Source organism: Pelomonas aquatica, from assembly GCF_026712205.1.
Classification (GTDB): Bacteria; Pseudomonadota; Gammaproteobacteria; order Burkholderiales; family Burkholderiaceae_C; genus Pelomonas; species Pelomonas aquatica.
This window is the reverse complement of sequence record NZ_JAPPUW010000001.1, coordinates 36,142-52,562: the sequence shown is the minus strand read 5'-3', so window position 1 is coordinate 52,562 and position 16,421 is coordinate 36,142. Positions and strand designations below refer to the sequence as shown.

18 protein-coding genes are annotated in these 16,421 nt (G+C 69.9%); 15 read left to right on the top strand and 3 right to left on the bottom strand.

The genetic code is table 11. The features are described 5' to 3' along the window. The first annotated feature begins 117 nt into the window (after positions 1 to 117). The 3 genes from NYP07_RS00260 to NYP07_RS00250 are packed head-to-tail and all read left to right on the top strand — an operon-like array spanning position 118 to position 4,777. Positions 118 to 1,896 (top strand): FAD-dependent oxidoreductase, encoded by a 1,779-nt coding sequence (locus NYP07_RS00260; protein ID WP_268146136.1) that lies wholly within the window; start codon positions 118 to 120, stop codon positions 1,894 to 1,896. Next, positions 1,893 to 3,728: a 2-oxoacid:acceptor oxidoreductase subunit alpha gene (locus tag NYP07_RS00255; protein ID WP_268146134.1), complete on the top strand. Its 1,836-nt coding sequence runs from the start codon at positions 1,893 to 1,895 to the stop codon at positions 3,726 to 3,728. The genes NYP07_RS00260 and NYP07_RS00255 overlap by 4 nt, the downstream gene beginning before the upstream one ends. Continuing rightward, positions 3,725 to 4,777: a 2-oxoacid:ferredoxin oxidoreductase subunit beta gene (locus tag NYP07_RS00250; protein ID WP_268146132.1), complete on the top strand. Its 1,053-nt coding sequence runs from the start codon at positions 3,725 to 3,727 to the stop codon at positions 4,775 to 4,777. The genes NYP07_RS00255 and NYP07_RS00250 overlap by 4 nt, the downstream gene beginning before the upstream one ends. Here the strand turns inward: NYP07_RS00250 and NYP07_RS00245 are convergent. Both NYP07_RS00245 and NYP07_RS00240 read right to left on the bottom strand, forming a co-directional pair. Next, entirely contained in the window at positions 4,758 to 6,065 is a 1,308-nt protein-coding gene (locus NYP07_RS00245) for an MFS transporter (RefSeq protein WP_268146130.1), read from the bottom strand. The genes NYP07_RS00250 and NYP07_RS00245 overlap by 20 nt on opposite strands. Positions 6,066 to 6,097: 32 nt before the next feature. Beyond that, entirely contained in the window at positions 6,098 to 6,625 is a 528-nt protein-coding gene (locus NYP07_RS00240) for a gluconokinase (protein ID WP_268146128.1), read from the bottom strand. Positions 6,626 to 6,776: 151 nt separating this feature from the next. Here NYP07_RS00240 and gntR point away from each other — a divergent pair, with 151 nt between their 5' ends. Together gntR and NYP07_RS00230 are read left to right on the top strand one after the other, a co-directional pair. After that, a complete protein-coding gene (gene gntR / locus NYP07_RS00235; RefSeq protein ID WP_268146126.1) occupies positions 6,777 to 7,808 on the top strand; it encodes an HTH-type transcriptional regulator GntR in 1,032 nt (343 codons plus the stop codon). An 82-nt stretch (positions 7,809 to 7,890) separates the two neighbouring features. Then, complete coding sequence (locus NYP07_RS00230; protein ID WP_268146124.1) at positions 7,891 to 8,382, top strand: hypothetical protein; 492 nt, start codon at positions 7,891 to 7,893, stop codon at positions 8,380 to 8,382. A gap of 3 nt (positions 8,383 to 8,385) precedes the next feature. Here NYP07_RS00230 and NYP07_RS00225 read toward each other — a convergent pair whose 3' ends face one another. Next, entirely contained in the window at positions 8,386 to 9,591 is a 1,206-nt protein-coding gene (locus NYP07_RS00225; RefSeq protein WP_268146122.1) for an erythromycin esterase family protein, read from the bottom strand. Between the two features lie 71 nt (positions 9,592 to 9,662). Here NYP07_RS00225 and NYP07_RS00220 point away from each other — a divergent pair, with 71 nt between their 5' ends. From NYP07_RS00220 to NYP07_RS24085, 10 genes are all read left to right on the top strand, one after another. Beyond that, positions 9,663 to 10,076, top strand: a complete 414-nt coding sequence (locus tag NYP07_RS00220) for a helix-turn-helix transcriptional regulator (protein WP_268146120.1) — start codon at positions 9,663 to 9,665, stop codon at positions 10,074 to 10,076. An 85-nt stretch (positions 10,077 to 10,161) separates the two neighbouring features. After that, positions 10,162 to 10,572 (top strand): VOC family protein, encoded by a 411-nt coding sequence (locus NYP07_RS00215; protein ID WP_268146119.1) that lies wholly within the window; start codon positions 10,162 to 10,164, stop codon positions 10,570 to 10,572. A 106-nt stretch (positions 10,573 to 10,678) separates the two neighbouring features. Beyond that, positions 10,679 to 12,817: a M13 family metallopeptidase gene (locus NYP07_RS00210; RefSeq protein WP_268146117.1), complete on the top strand. Its 2,139-nt coding sequence runs from the start codon at positions 10,679 to 10,681 to the stop codon at positions 12,815 to 12,817. A gap of 20 nt (positions 12,818 to 12,837) precedes the next feature. Continuing rightward, positions 12,838 to 13,224, top strand: coding sequence for a VOC family protein (locus NYP07_RS00205; RefSeq protein WP_268146115.1), 387 nt, complete (start codon positions 12,838 to 12,840; stop codon positions 13,222 to 13,224). 92 nt (positions 13,225 to 13,316) lie between these two features. Beyond that, the gene (locus NYP07_RS00200; RefSeq protein ID WP_268146113.1) at positions 13,317 to 13,553 is read left to right on the top strand and encodes a FitA-like ribbon-helix-helix domain-containing protein; all 237 of its coding nucleotides are present in this window, start codon (positions 13,317 to 13,319) and stop codon (positions 13,551 to 13,553) included. After that, positions 13,540 to 13,971 (top strand): type II toxin-antitoxin system VapC family toxin, encoded by a 432-nt coding sequence (locus tag NYP07_RS00195; protein WP_268146111.1) that lies wholly within the window; start codon positions 13,540 to 13,542, stop codon positions 13,969 to 13,971. The genes NYP07_RS00200 and NYP07_RS00195 overlap by 14 nt, the downstream gene beginning before the upstream one ends. Positions 13,972 to 14,020: 49 nt before the next feature. After that, positions 14,021 to 15,040, top strand: a complete 1,020-nt coding sequence (locus NYP07_RS00190; protein WP_268146109.1) for an alpha/beta hydrolase — start codon at positions 14,021 to 14,023, stop codon at positions 15,038 to 15,040. A gap of 127 nt (positions 15,041 to 15,167) precedes the next feature. After that, positions 15,168 to 15,437 (top strand): type II toxin-antitoxin system RelE/ParE family toxin, encoded by a 270-nt coding sequence (locus NYP07_RS00185; RefSeq protein WP_268146107.1) that lies wholly within the window; start codon positions 15,168 to 15,170, stop codon positions 15,435 to 15,437. Between the two features lie 42 nt (positions 15,438 to 15,479). Further along, a complete protein-coding gene (locus NYP07_RS00180; protein ID WP_268146105.1) occupies positions 15,480 to 15,785 on the top strand; it encodes a HigA family addiction module antitoxin in 306 nt (101 codons plus the stop codon). A 116-nt stretch (positions 15,786 to 15,901) separates the two neighbouring features. Further along, positions 15,902 to 16,318: an SMI1/KNR4 family protein gene (locus tag NYP07_RS24085; protein ID WP_378989776.1), complete on the top strand. Its 417-nt coding sequence runs from the start codon at positions 15,902 to 15,904 to the stop codon at positions 16,316 to 16,318. Positions 16,319 to 16,421: the final 103 nt, after the last annotated feature.

Below are 16,421 nucleotides of genomic sequence, written 5' to 3'. Positions count from 1 at the left end.
GTAGACAAAGCCCTGCGGCCCGCAGAGGGTTTCCACAGAGCCGGGCGAGGGGCGGTCGGCCTAGACTGGCCCGACAGCAGCCCGGCCATGCGCCCGGCGCACGACGGAGGAGACACCGTGCAGCGGACCGACATCTCGGACCCGGCCTATTTCCACAAGGTCGTCGATTGCCAATGGGCCTGCCCGGCGCACACGCCGGTGCCCGAATACATCCGGCTCATCGCCCAGGGCCGGCACGACGAGGCCTACTGGGTCAACTGGGTCAGCAATGTCTTCCCCGGCGTGCTCGGGCGCACCTGCGACCGGCCCTGCGAGCCGGCCTGCCGGCGTGGCCGCGTGGAAGAGAAGCAGGCGGCCAAGCCCGAGCCGGTGGCCATCTGCCGCCTGAAGCGCGTGGCCGCGGACAGCAAGACGGACGAGTTCCGCGCGATGCTGCCCAAACCGGCGGCGCGCAACGGCCGGCGCGTGGCCTGCGTCGGCGCGGGGCCGGCCTCGCTGGCGGTGGCGCGCGACCTGGCGCTGGAGGGTTATGCCGTCACGGTGTTCGATGGCGAGGCCAAGCCGGGCGGCTTCATCCGCACGCAGATCCCGCGCTTCCGGCTGCCGGAGCGGGTCATCGACGAGGAGTGCGGCTACATCCTCGGCCTGGGCGTGGAGTGGCGGGCCGGCCAGCGCGTCGATTCGATGAAGGCGCTGCTGGCCGAGGGTTATGACGCCGTCTTCGTCGGCTGCGGTGCGCCGCGCGGGCGCGACCTGGCGCTGCCGGGGCGGGACGAGACGCGGCCCCAGGTCCACATCGGCATCGACTGGCTCTCCAGCGTCAGCTTCGGCCATGTCACGGCCGTGCAGCCGCGCGTCATCGTGCTCGGCGGCGGCAACACGGCGATGGACTGCTGCCGCTCGGCGAGGCGGTTAGGCGCCGAGAGCGTCACGGTCGCCGTGCGCAGCGGCTATGCGCAGATGAAGGCCTCGCCGTGGGAGAAGGAGGACGCCGAGCACGAGGGCATTCCCATCCTGGACTTCCATGTGCCGCTGGCCTTCGAGCATGCGGACGGCCGGTTGACCGGCATGCGCTTTCGCAAGGCGCAGACGGGCGAGGAAGTCGTCATCCCCTGCGACGAGGTGCTGATCGCCGTCGGCCAGGAGAACGCCTTCCCGTGGATCGAGCGCGATGCCGGCATCGCCTTCGACGAGCATGGCCTGCCGGTGCTGGACAAGCAGAGCTTCCAGTCCTCGCTGCCGCAGGTGTTCTTCGGCGGCGACGCGGCCTTCGGGCCCAAGAACATCATCACCGCCGTGGCCCACGGGCACGAGGCCGCCGTCAGCATCGACCGGCTGCTGCACGGCGAGGACCTGCGCCGGCGCCCGGCGCCCCACGTCAACCTTGTGTCGCAGAAGATGGGCATCCACGAGTGGAGCTACGACAACGCGGTGAGCCTGGACCTGCGCGGCAAGGTGCCCTGGGCCGCGGCCGAGAAGGCGCTGGCCAGCATCAAGGTCGAGGTGGAACTGGGCTTCGATGCCAAGGCCGCGCTCAAGGAAGCCCGGCGCTGCCTGAACTGCGACGTGCAGACCGTGTTCGCGCCCAAGCTCTGCATCGAGTGCGACGCCTGCGTGGACATCTGCCCGATGGACTGCATCACGTTCACCGAGGACGGCGACGACCTGCGCGGCCGGCTCAGGGCGCCGGCGCTCAACCTGATGCAGGACATCTACGTCGAGGGCGGGCTGAAGACCGGCCGTGTGATGGCCAAGGACGAGGACGTCTGCCTGCACTGCGGCCTGTGCGCCGAGCGCTGCCCGACGGGCGCGTGGGATATGCAGAAGTTCCTGCTTGTGACGGCCAAGGCCGGCGCGGCCTGCCGCGACCACGCGACGCGCAAGGAGGCTGCATGAGCCGCATCGAAGCCACCAACGACTTCGTCGTCAAGTTCGCCAACGTGAACGGCTCGGGCTCGGCGTCCGCCAACGAGCTGTTCGCGCGCGCCATCCTGCGCATGGGCGTGCCGGTCAGCCCGCGCAACATCTTCCCGAGCAATATCCAGGGCCTGCCGACCTGGTACGAGGTGCGCGTCTGCGAAGCCGGCTGGCTGGGCCGGCGCGGCGGCGTGGACCTGATGGTGGCGATGAACCCGCAGACCTGGGACCAGGACCTGGCGGAGATCCAGCCCGGCGGCTATCTGTTCTACGACTCGACGAAGCCGATGCCGCCGAGTTCGTTCAGGCCCGACGTCCACGTCATCGGCATGCCGGCCACGGCCATCTGCAACGCGACCTACGACGTGCCGCGCGAACGCACGCTGTTCAAGAACATCCTCGTGCTGGGGGCGCTCAGCGAGCTGATGGGCATCGAGGCCGCGGCCATCGAGAAGCTGTTCGCCGAGCAGTACCGCGGCAAGGAGAGGCTGCTGGACTCCAATGTGCGCGCGCTGCACGCGGGCCGCGAGTTCGCGCGCGACCATCTCTCCGTGCAGCCCTTCGGCCTCAGGGTGAAGCGCGCCGACGCGGTGGGCGACAAGATCTTCCTCGAAGGCAATGCCGCGACGGCCCTGGGCTGCGTTTACGGTGGCGCGACCGTCTGCGCCTGGTACCCGATCACGCCGTCGTCGTCGGTGGCCGAGGCCTTCGAGAAATACGCGGGCAAGTTCCGCGTGGACGCCGCCACCGGCGAGAAGCGCTACGCCATCGTGCAGGCCGAGGACGAGATCGCGTCCATCGGCATCATCACCGGCGCGGGCTGGAACGGCGCGCGCGCCTTCACGGCCACGTCCGGCCCGGGCGTGTCGCTGATGACCGAGCTCCTGGGCCTGGCCTATTTCGCCGAGATCCCCTTCGTCGTCGTCGACGTGCAGCGCGGCGGCCCCAGCACCGGCATGCCCACGCGCACCCAGCAGGCCGACCTGCTCTCCAGCGCCTATGCGTCCCACGGCGATACCCAGCAGGTGCTGCTGCTGCCCGAAGACCCGCGCGAATGCTTCGAGTTCGCGGCCGCGGCGCTGGACCTGGCCGAACGGCTGCAGACGCCCGTCTTGCTGATGAGCGACCTCGACATCGGCATGAACCAGCGCCTGTGCCGGCCGCTGGAATGGGACGACGCGCGCCGCTACGACCGCGGCAAGCTCATGACGGCCGAGCAGCTGGAGGCCGGCCAGGAGTTCGCCCGCTACAAGGACGTGGACGGCGACGGCATCCCGTGGCGCACGCTGCCCGGCACCCACCCGAGCAAGGGAGCCTATTTCACGCGCGGCACGACGCGCAACGAGCAGGCCAGCTACTCCGAGCGCGGCGACGACTACGTCCGCAACGTCGAGCGGCTGAAGCGCAAATTCGCCACCGCGGCCCTGCTCGCGCCCCAACCCCTGGTGCGCGCCGCCGCGCAGAAGACCCGCGTCGCCGTCCTCTACTTCGGCTCCACGTCGCCGGCCATGGACGAGGCGCTGGCGAGCCTGGCCGACGCCGGCATCCACATCGACGCGATGCGGCTGCGCGCCTACCCCTTTCCACCCGCCGTCGCGGAATTCATCGCCGCCCACGACACGGTCTTCGTCGTCGAGCAGAACCGCGACGCCCAGATGCGCCGCCTGCTGGTCAACGAGCTGGAGATCGCGCCCGCGCGGCTCACGCCGGTGCTGCATTTCGACGGCACGCCCATCACGGCCCGCTTCATCACCGATGCGATCACGCGCCATGTGCACGCACTGGCCACGACACCCAGGAGCGCCGCATGACCTATCTCGCCAAGCCCAGGCTGCACCACCCCAGCCTGACGAAGAACAAGGTCGGCTACACGCGCCGCGACTACGAGGGCAAGGTCTCGACGCTGTGCGCCGGCTGCGGCCACGACTCCGTCTCCGGCGCCATCGTGCAGGCCTGCTGGCAGCTCGACATCGAGCCGCACCGCGTGGCCAAGCTCAGCGGCATCGGCTGCTCCAGCAAGACGCCCGACTACTTCCTCGGCGCCAGCCACGGCTTCAACACCGTGCACGGCCGCATGCCCAGCGTGCTGACCGGCGCCTACCTCGCCAACCGCGAGCTGCTCTACCTCGGCGTCTCGGGCGACGGCGACTCGGCCTCCATCGGCCTGGGCCAGTTCGCGCATGCGATGCGGCGCGGCGTGCGCATGGTCTACATCGTCGAGAACAACGGCGTCTACGGCCTGACCAAGGGCCAGTTCAGCGCCACGGCCGACAAGGGGTCGGTCGCCAAGAAAGGCGCCACCAACAACGACGCCGCCATCGACCTCGCGGCCCTGGCCCTGCAGCTCGGCGCCAGCTTCGTCGCACGCAGCTTCTCCGGCGACAAGGCCCAACTGGTGCCGCTGATCGAGGCCGCCATCCGCCATGGCGGCGCGGCCTTCATCGACGTCATCAGCCCCTGCGTGGCCTTCAACAACCACGCCGGCTCCACGCGCAGCTACGACCATGTCCGGGAGCACAACGAGGCGCTGAACCGCATCGACTTCATCGACCTCGCGCCCGAGCAGGTCGCCCTGCATTCGCCCGACGTCATCGACCTGCCCCAGTCCGACGGCACGACGCTGCGCCTGCGCAAGGTCGCGCCCGACCACGACCCGACCGACCGTCTCGGCGCGATGGCCGCCATGCAGCGGCGCGCCGCGGAAGGCGAGATCGCGACGGGCCTGCTCTACGTCGACCCGGCGGCCCGCGACTGGCATGCCGCCCAGCACACGGCCGCGCGCCCGCTGAACGGCCAGGGCGAGCAAGAGCTCTGCCCCGGCGCCGCGGCGCTGGCGAAGATCAACGCGGGCCTGCGCTGAGGTCGGGCTCGGGCAGGGGCTCGATGCGCCCCAGCAGGAAGACGAAGGCGGCCATGCCGGCCAGCAGCACGACGCCGGCCACGATGAAGGCGTTCGTGAACGACTGCGTCTGGCCGACGATGACGCCGGTCACGATGGGGGCCACGGCGCCCATCATGTTGTTCGCAAAGTTCATGATGCCGCCGACCGTGCCGACACCGCCCTTGGGCGCGATCAGCGACGGCAGCGACCAGCCCACCGGCGCTGCCGCGGCCAGGCCGCTCAGCGCGATCGAGATCCAGACGATGGCGACGACCGGGTCGGTCGTCGTCGTCGCGCCGAAGACGGCCAGGCCCAGCGTCATGCCGGCCAGCAGCACCGTCTTGCGCACCCGGGTCTCGTCGTGGCCCTTGGCGATCAGGTGGTCGATCAGCCAGCCGCCGACGAGCAGGTCGGCCAGCGTCGCGCACATCCACGGGATGGCCGCGAAGCCGGCCGACTTCAGGATGCTCATGTGCATGGTCTGCACGAGGTAGCCCGGCAGCCAGGTCAGGAACAGGTAGAAGCAATAGCCATAGGCCGCGAAGCCCAGCGACAGGCCCCAGACCTTGCGGCTCTTCAGCAGATAGGCCAGCATGCCCGCCGGGTTGGCCGAGAGCTGGCCCTCCGGCGTGGCGCCGTTGGCGGTGATGTAGGCGTGTTCCTCGCGGCTGAGCCTGGGGTGTTGGCTCGGGTCGCGGTAGATCAGGTAGAAGGCCGCGAAGTAGGCGAAGCTGAACACCGACACCAGGCCGAAGCCCCAGCGCCAGCCCAGGTGCACGACGGCCAGCGCGATCAGCGGCACGCCGATGACGTTGGAGAACTTGGCCGCCGCGTCGAACAGCGCGGTCGACATCGCGCGCTCGGTGCGCGGGAACCAGAAGCCGGTGGCCTTGGCATTGGCCGGGAAGCTGGGCGCCTCGGCGATGCCCAGCAGCATGCGCGCCGCGAAGATGCCGGCGAAGCCGGTCGCGCAGGCGCTGATCAGCGAAGCCACGCCCCACAGGAAGGCGCCCCAGCGGCCGATCCAGGTCACGCCGAAGCGGTCCAGGATCAGGCCGGCCGGGATCTGCAGCAGCGCATAGCTCCAGAAGAAGGCGCTGAACAGCAGGCCCAGGTCGGTCGGGCTGAGGTTGAAGGCCTGCTGCAGCTGCGGCCCGGCCACGGAGATGCTGATGCGGTCGAAATAGTTGATCAGCACGCCGGAGCCGATCAGGCCGGCGATGCGCCAGCGCAGGCGCGGTACTTGGGGAACTGGGGTCGAGGTCATGGCTTGTCTCCTTGTTCGAATGGGTAGGCGGGCTAGGCTCGCGCGAGCCAGTTCAGCGCCGCGTTGCGCAGGGCCGCCACGGGCTGCGTGGCGTCCAGGTTCAGCACGCCGGGCTCGCCGTCCGGGGCTTCCAGGGTCTCGAACTGGCTGCGCACCAGGCCGGGGTTGAAGTAGTGCGTGCCGGCGCGGGACTGCACGCGTGCCAGCGCGGTGGCCTCGTCCAGCGCCAGATAGGCGAAGCGCAGGCCCGGTGCGGCGTCGCGCAGCCGGTCGCGGTAGGCGCGCTTCAGCGCCGAGCAGCTGAGCACGGCGCCGCTCGCGTGGCGGGCCAGTTCGGCACCGAGGGCCGCCAGCCAGCCGGCGCGGTCGGCGTCGGTGAGGGCGATGCCCTGGCGCATCAGTTCGCGGTTGCGCGGCGGGTGGAAGTCGTCGCCCTCGATGGTCGGCAGCCGCAGCGCGGCGCCAAGGGCCTGGGCCAGCGTCGACTTACCGCAGCCGGCCACTCCCATGACGACGAGGCGCAGCGGCGGGGCGCCCGCGCCCGGATGGTCTGACAGCATCTTGCCTCCTGGGTAGCGCTACCTCATTCGTTGGAAAAATGGGGCGCATATTGAAATTGCCGGCATAAGATGGCAACAACTTTCATGACCCAATCTGGATAGCGCTATCCTAAATGGACGACGAGCACCCGTCATTCGGGGTTTTGCCTAGATGAAGAAGCCTGCAACCCCCCGCTCCCCTCGCGCGACGGGCCGCACGACGCTCGCCGACGTGGCCCGGGTCGCCGAGGTCAGCCCGATGACCGCATCGCGCGCGCTGCGTGGCGAACGCCGCGTGGACGCCGAACTGGTCCGCCGCGTGCAGGAAGCCGCGCAGAAGATCGGTTATGTGCCCGACCCCGCCGCGCGCGCGCTCGCGTCGCGGCGCAGCAGCCACGTCGCCGTGCTGATCCCGTCGCTGACCAACCGGCTGTTCGTCGAGCTGCTGGAGTCCGCCCAGCAGGCACTGCGCGGCGCGGGCTTCCAGACGCTGATCGGCGTCACGCACTACGACCCGGCCGAGGAGGAGCAGCTGGTGCGGGAGCATCTGCTGCACCGGCCGGCCGGCCTGCTGCTGTGCGGCCTCGCGCAGACCGCCGCAACGCGCCGCATGCTGGCCGAGCAGGATCTGCCCTGCGTCTACATGATGGAGACGACGCCCGAGCCCCGGCTCTGCAGCGTCGGCTTCTCGCAGCTCGACGCCGCCGCCGCGATGACGCGGCATCTGCTGGCGCGCGGCCATCGCCGCATCGCCTTCGCCGCCGCCCAGCTCGACCCGCGCACGCTGCAGCGCCTGGAGGGCTGGCGCCGCGTCCTCGTCGAGGCCGGCTGCCACGACGAGCGGCTGGAGTGGCGCGACCCGGCGCCGTCGTCGGTGGCCCTGGGCGTGCGCATGTTCGAGCAGATCAGCGCGCTGCGGCCGGCCGTCGATGCGATCTTCTTCAACAACGACGACCTGGCCCACGGCGCGCTGCTGGCGGCCGCGCGCTTGGGGCTCGCCGTGCCGGGCGGCATCGCCATCGCCGGCTTCAACGACCTGCCCGAGAGCGCCTACACGGCGCCGCCGCTGACGACGGTGCGCACGCCACGCGCCGAGGTCGGCCTGCGCGCGGCGGAGCTGCTGCTGGCGCGCCTGCGCGGCGAGGCGCCGGCGGCGCAGCAGCTCGACCTCGGCTTCGAGCTCGTCGTGCGCGCGAGTAGCTGAATGCGATGGGGCGGGTGAAAAAGCACCTCGCCCGTCGCGTCGCGCGTCCTTCCCGGCGAGAGCCTGAGATGATCCGCGGGCCATGCGCCTACACCCATTCCCCCTCGCCGTCGCCGCCGCCCTCGTGCTGAGCGCCTGCGCCAGTTCCAGCCAGGACAAGGTCGCGGCCGCGGCCACGACGCCGCTGAGCGACCTCAACGTCGTGCGCGCCGACATCCCCGACGTGCTCAAGGCCGCCGCCGCGGCGCCCTATGCGCCGCCGGCCGACGCCAGCTGCGCGGGCCTGGCGGCGGGCATCCATGCGCTGGACGAAGTCCTCGGCCCCGACATCGACGCACCCGTCAGTGGCGCCAACCCCGGCCTGCTGGACCGTGGCGAGGATGCCGCCACCGGCGCGCTGCAGCGCACGGCCGAGGGCGTCATCCCCTTCCGCGGCTGGGTGCGCAAGCTCAGCGGCGCGGAGCGCTATGCCCGCCATGTCAGCGCGGCCATCGTGGCCGGCGGCGTGCGGCGCGGCTATCTGAAAGGCCTGGCCGCGGCCAGGGCCTGCCCGGCTGCCGACGCCAAGCGCTGAAGCTCAACGCTGCATCTTCACCGGCGCCATGTCGCGGATGTAGAACAGGCCGTCCCACTGCGCGCCCAGGCCTGTGCCCGCGTCCGCGGGCAGGGCGTAGCCGAAGTCCATGCCGCGCGCCGCCAGGCTGGCCGCGAGCCGCTGCGGTGCGTGCAGGAAGGCGAAGCCGGCCGGGTCGTTCGCGAGGGCCGCTTCGACGCTGCGCGGCAGGGCCGGCGGGATGGCCTGCACCTCGCCCGACGCGTAGTCCACGAAGCTGCCCCGCAGCGCGGTCAGGTTCAGCACGAAGTAGCCGCGGCCCAGCTTCTCGCCCAGGATGTCGCCGGCGTAGCGATGCCGGGCGTCGATCCTCATGCCGCGGGCCAGATGGCCGATATGGGCCCAGATCACCGCCTTGCTGCCGGGGTAGAGGTCGCGCAGCTGCCACAGGACGTTGTCGGCCATCGCATGGTCGCGCTGGTAGTCGCCGCGCCAGAGGCTGGCGGCCTGGGTCTGCAGGCCGGCCAGGCTGCGGCACAGCAGCGCGTCGCCGCCGACGGCGCACAGCGTGGCGTGCAGCCGGCCGGCCAGCGCGTCGAAGGCCCGCTGCTCGGCCGCGGGCGGTGGAGAGCGGTCCAGCTGCATCAGCCGGCCGGCCAGGCGCTCGAACAGCGGCCAGCCGGCGCCGTCGCCCGGCAGGCGGGCGCGCAGCCGCGGCAGCAGTTCGCTGCGGCTGAGCGCACCGCTGAGCTGGCTGTCGATGCCCGCCAGCAGTAGCGGCCGCGGGCCCGCCTGCTGTTCGTCCAGATAGCGCAGCAGGCCGCGGCCGGCGTCGCTGTTGGCGTACATATAGAAGACATTGCCCGGCGCCAGCGCGTCGAGCTTGTCGCCGCGCCGCATGGCCTGCTGCAGCAGCGCGACGTCGAACACGCCGCTCTCCAGCAGCAGCAGGTCGAAACCCTTGCGTTCGTGCAGATAGCGCAGCAGCCGGGTCTTGAGCTCGAACTCCTGGCGGCCGCCGTGGGTCTGTTCGCCCAGGGCCACGACGCGGGCCTCGCCGACCGCGTCGCCGAAGGCCTGCAGCTGCGCATCGCCGAGCGCGTCCGGCGTGGCCGCCGTCATCGGCTTCATCTGGGCGCGCACCCAGTCCATCGCCGCGTCGTCGGGCGCCGCCCGGGCACCGGCCAGACTCAGCGTCAGCACGGCCAGCACCATCCACTTGCTGTTCATCGCCACCTCCATCGGGAGGCGGCAGGATAGCGATTGCCAACTGGTATCAGGGCCGGCATATCCTCGCGCCCATGCCCGCTCCAGCCGTCGACACCCAGCTGCGCGACCTCGCCCGCCTGCGCCGCGTGCGCGACCGCATCGACCGCGACTACGCCCGCCCGCTGGACGTGGAGGCGCTGGCCTGCGGCATCGGCATGTCGGCCGGCCACCTGAGCCGCCAGTTCCGCGCGGCCTATGGCGAATCGGTCTACGCCTATCTGATGACGCGGCGCATCGAGCGCGCGATGGCGCTGCTGCGCCGCGGCGACCTCAGCGTCACCGAGGTCTGCCTCGAGGTGGGCTGCGCGTCGCTGGGCAGCTTCAGCGCCCGCTTCACCGCGCTGGTGGGCGTGCCGCCCAGCGTCTACCGGCGCGACGCGGCGGGCGCCACCGAGGGCATGCCGTCCTGCGTGTCCAGGCAGGTGACGCGGCCCGTCCGCAACTGATCAGGAATCGAGAAGCGCCGTAACGGCGCCAAACCTAGACTGGCTCCGACGGCTTTCCCGTGCTCCTCCCAAGGAAACAGCAACCATGGACATCACCATCCACTCGAGCTTCCTGCCGCAGAGCGACCCCGAGGCCTCGCTGGCCTTCTACCGCGACGCGCTGGGCTTCGAGGTGCGCAACGACGTGGGCTACAACGGCCTGCGCTGGATCACCGTCGGCCCCCAAGGCCAGCCCGGCACGTCCATCGTGCTCTACCCGCCGCAGGCCACGCCCGGCGTCACCGACGCCGAGAAGCGCACCATCGCCGAGATGATGGCCAAGGGCAGCTTCGCGATGGTGCTGCTCGCCACCCGTGACCTGGACGCCACCTTCCAGAAGCTGCAGGCGGCCGACGCCGACATCGTGCAGGAGCCGACCGACCAGCCCTATGGCGTGCGCGACTGCGGCGTGCGCGACCCGGCCGGCAATATGGTGCGCATCCAGCAGGCGCGCTGAGCCGCCCGAGGGCTGGCGCGCCACATCCCCCGACCGCGGGCATGCCCAATGGCCGGGGCGCGCGCAGCACCCACAATCGCGCCACTTCAAATCTCTCCCGCCCGCGATGAAACGACTGCTCTTGCCGGCCCTGCTGGCCGCTGCGCTCCATGCCCATGCCGCCGACCCGGCCGCCGCGGAGGGCCCGCTGGACGCGCTGCCCTACACGCCCAGCCTGGACGTGACGGCCATGGACCGCAGTGCCGACCCCTGCGAAGACCTCTACCGCTATGCCTGCGGCGCCTGGAGCCGGCACAACCCCATCCCGGCGGACCAGTCGCGCTGGTCGGTCTACGCCAAGATGGCCAACGAGAACCAGCGCTACCTCTGGGGCGTGCTGAACAAGCTCGGCGACCCCGCCACCGGGCGCAGCCCGACCCAGGCCAAGCTGGGCGACTACTTCGCCGCCTGCATGGACGAGGGCGCCGTGCAGGCTGCCGGCCTGAGGCCGCTGCAGCCGACGCTGGACCGCATCGCGGCGCTGCAGGACAAGCAGGCGCTGCCGGCCCTGCTGGCCGGGCTGCAGCTCGCCGCCGGCAATGACCGCCTCTTCTTCGGCTTCAGCGCCGGCCAGGACTTTGCCGACGCGACGCGCCAGATCGCCTTCGCCAGCGCAGGCGGCCTGGGCCTGCCCGACCGTGACTACTACCTGAAGCGCGATGACAAGACGCTGAAGATCCGCAGCGCCTACGAGGCCCATATGGCCCGCACTTTCGAGCTGCTCGGCGACGCACCCGCCGCCGCCAAGGCCGCCGCGCGCAGCGTGCTGGCCACCGAGACCGTGCTGGCCAGGGCGTCGCTGAGCAAGGTCGACAAGCGCGACCCCTACAAGACCTTCCACGTCGTCGATGCGCGCGGCCTGCAGGCCCTGACGCCCGGCTTCGACTGGGCCGCCTTCCAGGCCGCTCTGGGCACGCCGGCCGGCCAGGTGCGCTACAACGTCACCGAGCCGGCCTTCTTCAAGGCCTTCGCCGCGCGCCTGAAGGGCATGGGCCTGGCCGACCTGAAGACCTATCTGCGCTGGCAGTTGGCCAGCAGCCTTAGCAACGCACTGGACAGCGGCTTCGTGCAGGCCAACTTCGACTTCTACGGCCACACGCTGACCGGCCAGCCGCAGATCAAGCCGCGCTGGAAGCGCTGCGTGCAGCTCGTCGACCTGCAGATGGGCGAGGCCCTGGGCCAGGAGTTCGTCGCGCGCAACTTCACGCCCGAGCTCAAGGCCGCCACCGTGCAGATGACCGACGAGATCGAGGCCGCCATGTCGCGCAGCATCGCCAGCCTGGCCTGGATGAGCGTCGAGACCCAGGCGCGCGCCCAGCAGAAGCTCAAGGCCATCGTCAACAAGGTGGGCTACCCCGAGCGCTGGCGCGACTATTCGGCGCTGGCCGTGCAGCGTGGCGACTTCCTCGGCAACGTCGTGGCCGGCAATGCGTTCGAGGCCCGGCGCCGCCTGGCCAAGATCGGCCAGCCCGTCGACCGCGGCGAGTGGGGCATGACGCCGCAGACGGTGAACGCCTACTACGACGCGCAGATGAACGACATCAACTTCCCGGCCGGCGTGCTGCAGGCGCCGCTGTACGACGCGCGCCTGGACGAGGCGCCCAACTACGGCAACACCGGCGGCACCATCGGCCACGAGCTGACCCACGGCTTTGATGACGAGGGCCGCCAGTTCGACGCCCAGGGCAACCTGAAGAACTGGTGGACACCGAAGGACGGCAAGGAGTTCGAGCGCCGCGCGGCCTGCGTGGCCGACCAGTACGCCGGCTACACCGTCGTCGACGACATCAGGATCAACTCCAGGCTGACGCTGGGCGAAGACCTCGCCGACCTGGGCGGCCTCATCCTCGCCTGGGAAGCCTGGAAGATGCACATGACCGGCAAGACGCTGGAGGGCTCGGACCCCCACGCGGCGGGTACGCCGCTGCCCCCCACGGGGGCTGAGCCGGCTCGGGGCGGCCCATCGACGGCTCTTCGCGACGGCATGACGCCCGAGCAGCGCTTCTTCGTCGGCTTCGCGCAGTGGGACTGCGCCGACGCCCGCCCCGAGGCGCTGCGCGTGCACGCCAGGATCGACCCGCACTCGCCGGCCAGGTGGCGCATCAACGGCGTCGTCGTCAACATGCCGGAATTCGAGAAGGCCTTCGCCTGCAAGCCCGGCGCCAAGCTCGTGAAGCCGGCGGCGGAGCGCTGCAAGGTGTGGTGAGTTGACCCTTCGGAGGCAAGATGATCGACCACCTGAGCCTCACCGTCGGCGACTACGCGAAGAGCAAGGCCTTCTACCTGGCCGCACTCGCGCCGACCGGCCATTCGCGCCTGGTGGAACTGCCCGCCGCCGCCGCGGGCCAGTCGCCCAGCGCGGGCTTCTGCCATGCCGATGGGTCTGATCTGTGGATACGCCAGGGCCGGCCCATCCAGCCGCCGGTCCACATCGCCTTCCGCGTGCCCACGCGCGCGGCGGTGGACGGCTTCCACAAGGCCGCCCTCGCGGCCGGCGGCACGGACAACGGCCCGCCGGGCTTGAGGCCCAACTACCACCCCAGCTACTACGGCGCATTCGTGCTCGATCCGGATGGCAACAACATCGAGGCGGTGTGCCACGAGGTGGGGTGAGGTGGCCTGGCGTGTGCTGATCGGCCCATGCCGTCGATCACCACGCGCACTTGCAGATTGCTATCATTGATAGCAATTGGAGGCTGGCAGATATGGCAAACCTGTTGGTGCGAGGAATCGACGAAGCGCTGGTCACGGCGCTCAAGGAGCGTGCGGTCGCGCATGGCCGCAGTGCGGAGGCGGAGCATCGCGAGATCCTGGCGGCGGCACTGCGACGGCCTCGGAAACGATCCCTTGCCGCGGTGCTGGCGGCGATTCCCGACGTCGGTGAAGACAGCGATTTCGAGCGCGTCGACAGCGCTGCGGAAGCCCCGGATGTATTTGATTGACACGAACGTGATCAGCGAGGCGCGCAAGCGCGAGCGCGCCGATCCAGGCGTCCTGGCGTTCTTGCGCGCGGCGGCAGCTCGGGATGAGGCGCTGTACCTGTCGGTCGTCACCATTGGCGAACTGCGTAGAGGCATCGAGCTGATCCGCCATCGCGGCGATGAGCCGCAAGCGGGGTTGCTGGAGCATTGGATGCACACCGTCCTCCACGACTACGCGGATCTGATCCTTGCCTTCGACGCGGACGCTGCCCAGGTGTGGGGCCGTTTGCGCGTGCCGCATCCAGAGCACGAACTCGACAAGCAGATCGCGGCCATCGCGCTGGTGCACGACTTGACGGTGGTCACGAGAAACGTGCGGCATTTCCGAGCCAGCGGTGTCAAGCTGTTGAATCCTTTTCGCGATCAAGCGCCGTCTTGAACGCCGTTGATCTCAAGGATCCTGCCCGATCCGACCTGCTGCACGCCCCATGAAACGCCCGCTGATTTCCCGCCTGACCGCCTGCCTCGCCCTATGCTGCGCAACGGGCTTGCGGGCCGACCCCGTCACCATCGCCCTTGCGGCGCCTGAGGCCCGCCGGGTCGACCTGGCAGGCGAAATGACGGACTGGGATGCGCACAAGCAGGCGATGGCGCGTGGCGCCGACGGCGTCTGGCGGACGCGCCTGGACCTGGCGCCGGGCCAGTGGCTCTACAAGTTCGTCGTCGACGGCCGCTGGGTGCCCGACTCGGCCACGTCCGACCATGATGCAGACGGCCGGGGCGGCCAGCATTCCTTCCTCTTCGTCGGCGAGGGGGCGTGGACGCCGCTGGCTGCCGGTGGCGGGCGCGTCGAGGCCTGGCAGGTGCCGTCGGCGGCCTTTGGCGAGACGGTCAAGGTCAACGTCTATCTGCCACCGGGCTTCGAGCGCGGCCAGCCGCTGCCGGTGCTGACCCTGCTGCACGGCGGCGGCATGGATGCCGACCAGTGGTGGCGTACCGGTCATATCGAGCGTTATGCCGACCGGCTGATCGCGGCCGGCAGCATCCGGCCCCTGGTCATCGTCATGCCGAGCAGCAACGGCCGGCGCTACGAGGGTCCGGCCGAGCGCTTCATCGTCGACGAGCTGCCGGCGTGGCTGAAAGCCCGCTACGGCCTGGCGCCGACGCGGGCGCAATCGGCCATCGCGGGCATGTCGATGGGCGGCACCGGAGCCGTCCGGCTGCCGCTGGCGGCACCGCAGCGCTGGGGCCTGGCCTATGCGCTGAGCGGCTACTACCCGCCCGAGCTGGTCGAGCAACTGCGCCGCGCCGGCTTGCCGGTCGAGCTGGTGATGCGCTGCGGCCGCGGGGACGAACTGCTCCCGACGAACCGCGCTCTCGTCGCCGCGCTACGCGAGCGGGGCCAGGCGCCCGACTACCGCGAGGACGCGGGCGGTCACAGCTTCCACTATTGGAGCCAGATCCTGGCCGAGACGCTGATTGGCGTGGACGCCTATTTCCGGCGCTGATACCAGCTGTGCGGCCTCACCCCGGAACCAAATTGCGCCCGGTGGTTGGCCCGGTCGAGGCCCGCCTCGTCCAGGCGCGAGCATCGACAAGATTGACCGTTATCCGGTTAACGGATAACCTCCCGCCATGGCGATCCAGTCCTTTGCGTGCCCCGACACGGAGGCCTTGTTCACGACCGGGAAGAGCCGTCGCTTTGCAAACATCAAAACTGCGGCTGAGCGCAAGCTGGCCCAGCTCGACGCGGCGCCGGCACTGAATTTCATGAAGGCGCCGCCTGGCAACGACCTGAAGGAATATCACGGCGCTTGGCATGTGCGAATCAATGACCAGTGGCGGTTGACGTTCAAGTGGGGCAGCAGCGGCCCCTTCGACGTGATCATCGAAGACCCGCACTGACGCGACCCGCCCTAGACATCCTGAATTGCAATGGAGTGCATCATGTTCAAGAACGGCATGCGTCCTGTCCACCCGGGCGAAGTTCTGCTGGAGGACTACATCAAGCCCATGGGCGTCAGTGTTCGCGCGGTTGCCCTGGCCCTGCATGTGCCCTATTCGCGCCTCAGCGAAATCACCAAGGGTGAGCGCGGCGTGACTGCGGATACCGCCTTGCGGCTGGAGCGATATTTCGGCAGCGAGGCACAAGGCTGGCTGAACCTGCAGACCGCGTATGACCTTCGTATTGCAGAGAGCGCTGCGGGCAAGGCCATCGCCAAGGAAATCAGGCCGTTGAAGCTCGCGGCATGAGCGTCGCGAGTCGGCCGATTTGCGCTTCTTGAATGAATGGCTTGTGGCGGCCAGGAGCGGCCCTCGACAAACGACAGGTTCGGGCGCGCTGATTTGGGAAACCTAGCGGAGTGCAAATGACCATCCTCAGTGCCGTACTGGCCGAGCTGCGTGCGCAAAATGAGCTCATGCCTCTCCCGCTCCGCCTGCCGACGCCCACGGAGGTTGCCGCCTCTGAGCGGCAAGTCGGCATGTCATTCCCTGATGACTATCGGCGATTCCTGCTTGAGGCCAGCGACATAACCCTCGGCACCTTGGAGCCTGCGACAGTCTGTGAGCCCGGTTCCCACACCTACCTGCCAGGAGTTGTCGCAAGCGCTCGTGCACTCGGTGTTCCGAGAGAGTGGTTGCCAATCTGCGAGGACAACGCGGATTTTTACTGCTTGGACCCGGCCGGGGTCGTCAGGTTTTGGACGCACAACGGCTACTCGCAAGAGACATGGCCAGACCTGGCAAGTTGGCTGCGGAAGGTTTGGCTCGGGGAGCGCGCATAGGCCCTTCGGCGGCCCTCGGCCAACAACCGCCACCGCCTCCGTCTTCCAAACAAAGCACCGCGCCTGCCGCAGGCCATGAAAAGCAACCACTGCCGCTGGCTGC

Coding starts and splice junctions, on each gene's coding strand:
- NYP07_RS00210 (WP_268146117.1), top strand. CDS start 10,679: ATGAAACGACTGCTCTTGCCGGCCCTGCTGGCCGCTGCGCTCCATGCC.
- NYP07_RS00220 (WP_268146120.1), top strand. CDS start 9,663: ATGCCCGCTCCAGCCGTCGACACCCAGCTGCGCGACCTCGCCCGCCTG.
- gntR (WP_268146126.1), top strand. CDS start 6,777: ATGAAGAAGCCTGCAACCCCCCGCTCCCCTCGCGCGACGGGCCGCACG.
- NYP07_RS00205 (WP_268146115.1), top strand. CDS start 12,838: ATGATCGACCACCTGAGCCTCACCGTCGGCGACTACGCGAAGAGCAAG.
- NYP07_RS00255 (WP_268146134.1), top strand. CDS start 1,893: ATGAGCCGCATCGAAGCCACCAACGACTTCGTCGTCAAGTTCGCCAAC.
- NYP07_RS00240 (WP_268146128.1), bottom strand. CDS start 6,625: ATGCTGTCAGACCATCCGGGCGCGGGCGCCCCGCCGCTGCGCCTCGTC.
- NYP07_RS00215 (WP_268146119.1), top strand. CDS start 10,162: ATGGACATCACCATCCACTCGAGCTTCCTGCCGCAGAGCGACCCCGAG.
- NYP07_RS00185 (WP_268146107.1), top strand. CDS start 15,168: ATGGCGATCCAGTCCTTTGCGTGCCCCGACACGGAGGCCTTGTTCACG.
- NYP07_RS00200 (WP_268146113.1), top strand. CDS start 13,317: ATGGCAAACCTGTTGGTGCGAGGAATCGACGAAGCGCTGGTCACGGCG.
- NYP07_RS00225 (WP_268146122.1), bottom strand. CDS start 9,591: ATGAACAGCAAGTGGATGGTGCTGGCCGTGCTGACGCTGAGTCTGGCC.
- NYP07_RS00190 (WP_268146109.1), top strand. CDS start 14,021: ATGAAACGCCCGCTGATTTCCCGCCTGACCGCCTGCCTCGCCCTATGC.
- NYP07_RS00245 (WP_268146130.1), bottom strand. CDS start 6,065: ATGACCTCGACCCCAGTTCCCCAAGTACCGCGCCTGCGCTGGCGCATC.
- NYP07_RS00180 (WP_268146105.1), top strand. CDS start 15,480: ATGTTCAAGAACGGCATGCGTCCTGTCCACCCGGGCGAAGTTCTGCTG.
- NYP07_RS00195 (WP_268146111.1), top strand. CDS start 13,540: ATGTATTTGATTGACACGAACGTGATCAGCGAGGCGCGCAAGCGCGAG.
- NYP07_RS00250 (WP_268146132.1), top strand. CDS start 3,725: ATGACCTATCTCGCCAAGCCCAGGCTGCACCACCCCAGCCTGACGAAG.
- NYP07_RS24085 (WP_378989776.1), top strand. CDS start 15,902: ATGACCATCCTCAGTGCCGTACTGGCCGAGCTGCGTGCGCAAAATGAG.
- NYP07_RS00230 (WP_268146124.1), top strand. CDS start 7,891: ATGCGCCTACACCCATTCCCCCTCGCCGTCGCCGCCGCCCTCGTGCTG.